This is a genomic window from Escherichia sp. KTE52, from assembly GCF_000408325.1.
In the GTDB taxonomy this organism is placed as follows: domain Bacteria; phylum Pseudomonadota; class Gammaproteobacteria; order Enterobacterales; family Enterobacteriaceae; genus Escherichia; species Escherichia marmotae.
On sequence record NZ_KE138680.1, the window covers coordinates 668,973 to 677,303 of the forward strand.

The window sequence follows — 8,331 nt, forward strand, 5'->3', positions numbered from 1 at the left end:
ACATGGCAAACTTTTTTATTCGACGACCGATATTTGCATGGGTGCTGGCCATTATTCTGATGATGGCAGGCGTACTGGCGATCCTACAATTACCTATCGCCCAATACCCAACCATTGCGCCGCCTGCGGTTTCTGTTTCGGCAAACTATCCGGGTGCTGATGCACAGACCGTACAGGATACGGTGACGCAGGTTATCGAACAGAATATGAATGGTATCGATAACCTAATGTATATGTCCTCCACCAGCGATTCCGCCGGTAGCGTAACAATTACCCTCACTTTCCAGTCAGGGACAGATCCAGATATCGCGCAAGTCCAGGTGCAGAACAAACTCCAACTTGCCACGCCGTTGCTGCCGCAGGAAGTTCAACAACAGGGGATTAGCGTTGAAAAGTCCAGTAGCAGTTATTTGATGGTGGCAGGTTTTGTCTCTGATAATCCCAGTACCACTCAGGACGATATCTCGGACTATGTGGCCTCTAACGTTAAAGATACGCTTAGCCGCCTGAATGGCGTTGGTGACGTGCAACTCTTTGGCGCACAGTATGCGATGCGTATCTGGCTGGACGCCGACCTGCTAAACAAATATAAACTGACACCGGTTGATGTGATTAACCAGTTGAAAGTGCAGAACGATCAGATAGCTGCCGGGCAACTGGGCGGAACACCAGCGTTGCCTGGGCAACAGTTGAACGCCTCGATTATTGCTCAGACCCGGTTAAAAAATCCGGAAGAGTTCAGCAAAGTCACCCTGCGCGTGAACAGCGACGGTTCAGTGGTTCGCCTGAAAGATGTCGCCCGTGTTGAGCTTGGTGGTGAAAACTATAACGTCATCGCCCGTATCAACGGTAAACCGGCAGCGGGTCTGGGTATTAAACTAGCCACTGGCGCGAACGCCCTCGATACGGCGAAAGCCATTAAGGCGAAACTGGCAGAATTACAGCCATTCTTCCCGCAGGGAATGAAGGTTCTCTACCCTTATGACACCACGCCATTCGTCCAGCTTTCTATTCACGAAGTGGTAAAAACGCTGGTTGAAGCCATTATCCTGGTGTTTCTGGTGATGTATCTGTTCTTGCAGAATATGCGAGCAACGCTGATCCCCACCATTGCTGTGCCCGTAGTGCTGTTAGGGACGTTTGCCATCCTCGCCGCTTTTGGTTACTCCATCAACACACTAACAATGTTTGGAATGGTGCTTGCCATCGGGCTGCTCGTCGATGATGCGATAGTGGTGGTAGAGAACGTCGAGCGCGTGATGATGGAGGATAATCTCCCGCCAAAAGAAGCGACGGAAAAATCGATGTCGCAAATTCAGGGCGCACTGGTGGGTATTGCGATGGTGCTGTCAGCGGTTTTTATTCCGATGGCATTCTTCGGCGGTTCCACAGGGGCAATTTATCGCCAGTTTTCTATCACCATTGTTTCGGCAATGGCGCTTTCCGTACTGGTGGCATTGATTCTCACCCCTGCATTATGCGCAACGCTACTCAAACCAGTCTCTGCCGAACATCACGATAAAAAGAGCGGTTTCTTCGGCTGGTTTAATACCACTTTCGATCATAGCGTTAACCACTATACCAATAGCGTTGGCAAAATCCTCGGTTCCACAGGGCGATATTTACTGATCTATGCGCTGATAGTTGCCGGAATGGTAGTGTTGTTTTTACGTCTCCCTTCTTCCTTTTTGCCGGAAGAAGATCAGGGGGTCTTTCTGACCATGATTCAACTTCCTGCTGGCGCGACGCAAGAGCGGACGCAAAAAGTGTTGGATCAAGTGACGGATTACTATCTGAAGAACGAGAAAGCGAACGTTGAAAGCGTCTTTACGGTTAACGGATTTAGCTTCAGCGGCCAGGCACAAAACGCCGGGATGGCCTTCGTCAGCCTGAAACCGTGGGAAAAGCGTGGTGGCGATGAAAACAGCGCGGAAGCAGTTATCCACCGTGCCAAAATGGAGCTGGGCAAGATCCGCGACGGTTTTGTCATTCCGTTCAATATGCCAGCCATTGTTGAACTGGGCACAGCAACGGGATTCGACTTTGAGTTAATCGATCAGGCCGGTCTGGGGCACGATGCCCTAACCCAGGCCCGCAACCAGTTGCTTGGTATGGCGGCGCAACATCCTGACAGCTTAGTCAGTGTACGTCCCAATGGTCTGGAAGATACCGCGCAGTTCAAACTTGAAGTTGACCAGGAAAAGGCACAGGCATTAGGCGTTTCGCTTTCTGATATCAATCAGACCATTTCTACGGCGTTGGGCGGAACTTACGTTAACGACTTCATCGACCATGGACGGGTAAAAAAAGTGTACGTTCAGGCTGATGCAAAATTCCGTATGCTGCCAGAAGATGTCGATAAACTTTATGTCCGCAGCGCCAACGGTGAAATGGTGCCATTCTCTGCCTTTACCACTGCACATTGGGTGTATGGTTCTCCGCGACTGGAACGCTACAACGGCCTGCCTTCAATGGAGATTCAGGGGGAAGCCGCGCCAGGAACCAGTTCCGGTGATGCGATGGCGCTGATGGAAAATCTTGCGTCAAAATTACCTGCCGGCATTGGTTATGACTGGACGGGGATGTCGTATCAGGAACGCTTATCGGGTAACCAGGCTCCTGCCCTGGTAGCAATCTCCTTCCTGGTGGTTTTCCTGTGCCTTGCGGCGCTCTATGAAAGCTGGTCAATTCCCGTCTCGGTTATGCTGGTCGTGCCATTAGGGATTGTCGGCGTACTGCTGGCTGCAACACTCTTTAATCAGAAAAATGACGTTTATTTTATGGTGGGCTTGTTAACGACAATTGGCTTATCAGCCAAAAACGCCATTTTGATTGTTGAGTTCGCCAAAGACCTGATGGAGAAAGAAAGTAAAGGCGTTATCGAAGCAACGCTAATGGCGGTGCGCATGCGTCTGCGACCTATCCTGATGACATCCCTCGCATTTATACTCGGCGTGTTGCCGCTGGCTATCAGTAACGGTGCCGGGAGCGGCGCTCAGAACGCAGTGGGTATCGGTGTAATGGGTGGCATGGTCTCTGCAACATTGCTGGCTATTTTCTTCGTGCCGGTGTTCTTTGTCGTGATCCGCCGTTGCTTCAAAGGGTAAATCAGAAACATAAAGGCGTCTTCGACGCCTTTTAAATTTTCTGGAAAAATGAGAATAATTAATAGGATAAGCATTATTTTTCCTATAACCAGCAACTCATTTGCACCTTCTCCCTTCACTATTTTTACAATTCACATAATTTGTCATTATTCATCCTAAAAGAATTATAACTACCAATGATAAAATAATATCCAGATCGTTAATAAGAGAATTCACTTATTAAGCGATAGCGTTATTATTGAGGTAACATCATGAAAAGATTAATTTCTGTGGCATTGCTCACCGCATTGCTGGCGGGTTGTGCTCACGATTCCCCTTGCGTTCCGGTTTATGACGATCAGGGCCGTCTGGTTCACACCAATACCTGTATGAAAGGTACGACGCAGGATAACTGGGAAACTGCCGGAGCTATTGCTGGCGGGGCAGCGGCTGTCGCTGGCCTGACAATGGGGATTATTGCTCTGTCAAAATAACTAAACAGAGCGCGGACTTCCGCGCTCTGTTTAACGATACAGAATCTTTCTATACGTTAAACATTGCTATATTCCGCTGGCTAATTCCCTTTTAATTAAGCATTTTATCTCGTCGCTTGCCTTTCTATCGAAATAACGCATGAATTTATTTTTCAATAACATCATCCCTTCTGATACTCACGCTAATAATCATTATTCTGCTTAGTAAAATACGCGTAAATATTTTGCGCCAAAATGTGGCGCATGTTTCATTTTCGCACCATTGCGGGGCGCTGTTTCTATTATTTCCTGTCTACACTCTGCTTATTGCGTCGCGGAATCGTGCGCAAAAACTGGCACTACTTTTGCTTATAAGAGGATGGCCACAGACAGGTAAAAAACGTTTCCCAAACGTTCTATAACGATAATTTTCGCCTTACAGGAAGCATTATGAAAAAGATGATGATAGCCACACTGGCTGCCGCCAGCGTGCTGCTTGCCGTTGCAAATCAGGCGCATGCTGGCGCGACGCTCGATGCTGTAAAGAAAAAAGGTTTTGTGCAATGCGGGATCAGCGACGGATTACCGGGGTTCTCTTATGCTGATGCAGACGGTAAGTTTTCTGGTATTGATGTTGATGTTTGTCGTGGTGTTGCCGCTGCTGTATTTGGCGACGACACGAAAGTGAAATATACGCCGCTCACCGCAAAAGAACGCTTTACTGCATTGCAATCCGGAGAAGTGGACTTACTCTCCCGTAATACGACCTGGACTTCATCTCGCGACGCAGGCATGGGAATGGTATTTACTGGCGTCACTTATTACGACGGCATTGGTTTCCTGACACATGACAAAGCAGGGTTAAAAAGCGCGAAGGAACTTGATGGCGCAACTGTCTGTATTCAGGCGGGTACGGATACCGAACTCAACGTTGCCGATTACTTCAAGGCAAACAATATGAAGTACACGCCAGTGACTTTCGATCGCTCTGACGAATCAGCGAAGGCACTGGAGTCTGGTCGCTGCGATACTCTGGCTTCGGATCAATCACAACTGTATGCCTTGCGTATCAAATTAAGTAACCCTGCCGAATGGATTGTTCTGCCGGAAGTTATCTCTAAAGAACCGCTTGGCCCGGTGGTTCGTCGTGGCGATGACGAATGGTTTTCTATTGTGCGCTGGACCCTGTTCGCCATGCTGAATGCTGAAGAGATGGGCGTTAATTCACAGAACGTCGATGAAAAAGCAGCAAATCCGGCAACACCAGATATGGCGCACCTACTGGGTAAAGAAGGCGATTACGGTAAGGATCTGAAACTGGATAACAAGTGGGCCTACAACATCATCAAACAGGTAGGTAATTACTCGGAAATTTTTGAGCGCAACGTCGGCTCCGAAAGTCCGCTGAAAATTAAACGGGGTCAAAATAACCTCTGGAATAACGGTGGCATCCAATATGCACCGCCCGTGCGTTAAGTAAGTGTGAGGTAACGAGCGTCGCTACAGCGGCGCTCTCTTTAGCGTTATGGTTTTCGAGGTTTCTATGTCTCATCGCCGCCCAACTGTTAAAGGCTCACTCTCCTTTGCCAACCCTGTGGTTCGCGCCTGGTTATTCCAAATCCTTGCCGTTGTTGCCGTCGTCGGCATTGTTAGTTGGCTATTTCACAATACCGTGACGAATCTAAGCAATCGTGGCATTACATCAGGGTTTGCCTTTCTTGATCGTGGCGCTGGCTTCGGTATCGTCCAGCATTTGATCGATTACCAGCAGGGCGATACCTACGGACGCGTTTTTATTGTCGGTTTGCTCAATACGCTACTGGTTTCAGCATTGTGTATTGTGTTCGCTTCTGTTCTGGGCTTCTTTATTGGATTAGCGCGACTTTCAGAGAACTGGTTACTGCGAAAGTTATCCACAATTTATATTGAGATCTTCCGTAATATTCCGCCGCTGTTGCAAATCTTCTTCTGGTACTTTGCCGTGTTGCGCAATTTGCCCGGACCGCGACAGGCAGTGAGTGCGTTTGATCTGGCCTTTTTGAGCAATCGCGGGCTTTACATTCCCTCACCGCAACTGGGAGATGGATTTCTTGCGTTTATCGTGACCGTTGTGATGGCTATAGCCATTTCTGTTGGGCTATTTCGCTTCAACAAAACGTACCAGATAAAAACCGGTCAACTACGTCGCACATGGCCTGTCGCCGCTGTGATGATCATTGGTTTACCTTTGCTGGCGCAATGGCTTTTTGGCACAGCACTTCACTGGAACATTCCAGCCCTACAAGGGTTTAACTTCCGCGGTGGTATGGTGCTGATCCCTGAACTGGCTGCCTTAACGTTGGCGCTTTCGGTCTATACCTCTGCATTTATCGCTGAGATTATCCGCGCAGGGATTCAGGCTGTGCCTTATGGCCAACACGAAGCAGCCCGATCGCTGGGATTACCCAATACTGTCACACTACGTCAGGTGATTATTCCGCAGGCGCTGCGGGTGATTATTCCTCCGTTAACCAGCCAGTATCTCAACATCGTCAAAAACTCTTCTCTTGCCGCCGCTATTGGCTATCCGGATATGGTTTCACTGTTTGCCGGCACCGTGCTTAACCAGACCGGGCAGGCCATCGAGACGATAGCCATGACCATGTCGGTCTATCTGATTATCAGCCTGACTATCTCACTGCTGATGAATATCTATAACCGCCGTATCGCAATCGTTGAACGCTAAGGAGTCATGATGACGAAAGTATTGCTGTCTCATCCCCCGCGCCCGGCGAACCATAACCCAAGCCGCGTTATAGTTTGGGCGCGCAAAAATCTGTTCTCAAGCTGGAGTAATAGTCTGCTGACTATTGGTTGCCTGTGGCTGATGTGGGAATTGATTCCACCGTTGCTGAACTGGGCTTTTTTGCAGGCTAACTGGGTTGGGTCAACCCGCGCAGACTGTACAAAAGCAGGTGCCTGCTGGGTCTTCATCCACGAGCGATTTGGCCAGTTTATGTATGGGCTTTACCCACACGACCAACGCTGGCGAATTAATCTGGCATTACTGATTGGCCTGATTTCGATTGCACCAATGTTCTGGAAAATACTCCCGCATCGCGGTCGCTATATTGCGGTATGGGCGGTGATTTACCCGCTTATTGTCTGGTGGCTAATGTATGGTGGTTTTCTTGGTCTTGAGCGAGTTGAAACCCGGCAATGGGGTGGGCTAACACTTACTTTGATTATTGCATCAGTTGGGATTGCAGGGGCGCTGCCGTGGGGGATTTTATTGGCGTTAGGCCGCCGTTCTCATATGCCGATTGTGCGTATCTTATCCGTCATTTTTATCGAGTTCTGGCGTGGCGTACCGCTGATCACCGTGTTGTTTATGTCGTCAGTGATGCTGCCGTTATTTATGGCAGAAGGCACCAGCATCGACAAACTGATCCGTGCATTAGTCGGAGTGATCCTGTTCCAGTCCGCTTATGTTGCGGAAGTGGTGCGAGGTGGATTGCAGGCGCTCCCCAAAGGTCAATATGAAGCTGCAGAGTCGCTGGCGTTGGGTTACTGGAAAACCCAGGGGCTGGTTATTCTGCCACAGGCACTGAAACTGGTTATTCCAGGGCTGGTAAACACCATCATCGCACTATTCAAAGATACCAGTCTGGTGATCATTATCGGGTTGTTCGATCTTTTCAGTAGCGTTCAGCAGGCAACCGTTGATCCCGCCTGGTTGGGCATGTCGACCGAAGGGTACGTCTTCGCGGCACTGATCTATTGGATCTTCTGTTTCAGTATGTCGCGTTATAGCCAACATCTGGAAAAACGTTTTAACACCGAGCGTACACCGCATTGAGGACACTATGAGCCAAATTTTACTGCAACCTGCTAACGCGATGATTACGCTGGAAAATGTTAACAAATGGTATGGGCAATTCCATGTCCTGAAGAATATAAATTTAATCGTGCAACCGGGGGAACGAATCGTTCTGTGTGGCCCTTCTGGTTCCGGGAAATCGACAACCATCCGTTGTATTAATCACCTGGAAGAACATCAACAGGGAAGAATCGTAGTGGATGGCATCGAACTTAACGAAGATATCCGCAATATTGAGCGTGTCAGGCAAGAAGTAGGAATGGTCTTTCAGCATTTCAATCTCTTCCCACATCTGACCGTTTTACAGAACTGTACCCTGGCGCCGATTTGGGTACGCAAGATGCCGAAGAAAGAGGCTGAAGCTCTGGCGATGCATTACCTTGAGAGAGTACGAATTGCCGAACATGCACAGAAGTTTCCCGGACAGATATCCGGTGGTCAGCAGCAACGCGTTGCCATAGCTCGTTCACTCTGCATGAAACCCAAGATCATGTTGTTTGATGAACCCACGTCGGCGCTCGATCCGGAGATGGTGAAAGAAGTGCTGGATACGATGATTGGACTGGCACAGTCGGGTATGACAATGCTGTGTGTAACGCATGAGATGGGATTTGCCCGCACTGTTGCTGACAAGGTCATTTTTATGGATCGCGGAGAGATTGTTGAGCAGGCCGCGCCGGATGAGTTTTTTGCACATCCGAAATCGGAACGCACACAGGCGTTTTTATCGCAGGTAATCCATTAAATTGGATATGGTTTCAAAATGCAAAAAGGCCATCCTTCCGGATGGCCTTCTGCTTTATTTGATGTCTGGCAGTTCCCTACTCTCGCATGGGGAGACCCCACACTACCATCGGCGCTACGGCGTTTCACTTCTGAGTTCGGCATGGGGTCAGGTGGGACCACCGCGCTA

The 8,331-nt window shown here is 49.0% G+C and carries 6 protein-coding genes and 1 rRNA gene; 6 read left to right on the plus strand and 1 reads right to left on the minus strand.

Going from position 1 to position 8,331, the window contains the following annotated elements:
• Nucleotides 1–2: 2 nt before the first annotated feature.
• From acrF to A1SC_RS08430, 6 genes are all read left to right on the plus strand, one after another.
• Nucleotides 3–3,107, plus strand: coding sequence for a multidrug efflux RND transporter permease subunit AcrF (gene acrF / locus A1SC_RS08455; RefSeq protein WP_016249267.1), 3,105 nt, complete (start codon nt 3–5; stop codon nt 3,105–3,107).
• Nucleotides 3,108–3,358: 251 nt separating this feature from the next.
• Nucleotides 3,359–3,580, plus strand: a complete 222-nt coding sequence (locus A1SC_RS08450; RefSeq protein WP_000825670.1) for a lipoprotein — start codon at nt 3,359–3,361, stop codon at nt 3,578–3,580.
• A gap of 429 nt (nt 3,581–4,009) precedes the next feature.
• Nucleotides 4,010–5,035: an amino acid ABC transporter substrate-binding protein gene (locus A1SC_RS08445; RefSeq protein ID WP_000738562.1), complete on the plus strand. Its 1,026-nt coding sequence runs from the start codon at nt 4,010–4,012 to the stop codon at nt 5,033–5,035.
• 67 nt (nt 5,036–5,102) lie between these two features.
• Nucleotides 5,103–6,284 (plus strand): amino acid ABC transporter permease, encoded by a 1,182-nt coding sequence (locus tag A1SC_RS08440; protein WP_000019641.1) that lies wholly within the window; start codon nt 5,103–5,105, stop codon nt 6,282–6,284.
• Between the two features lie 9 nt (nt 6,285–6,293).
• Nucleotides 6,294–7,397, plus strand: a complete 1,104-nt coding sequence (locus A1SC_RS08435) for an amino acid ABC transporter permease (RefSeq protein WP_001517195.1) — start codon at nt 6,294–6,296, stop codon at nt 7,395–7,397.
• A 7-nt stretch (nt 7,398–7,404) separates the two neighbouring features.
• On the plus strand, nt 7,405–8,163 hold the full coding sequence (locus A1SC_RS08430; RefSeq protein ID WP_000078317.1) for an amino acid ABC transporter ATP-binding protein: 759 nt from the start codon (nt 7,405–7,407) through the stop codon (nt 8,161–8,163).
• Nucleotides 8,164–8,226: 63 nt separating this feature from the next.
• On the opposite strand, the gene rrf is transcribed toward A1SC_RS08430, so the two are convergent.
• Nucleotides 8,227–8,331 (minus strand): 5S ribosomal RNA (gene rrf / locus A1SC_RS08425).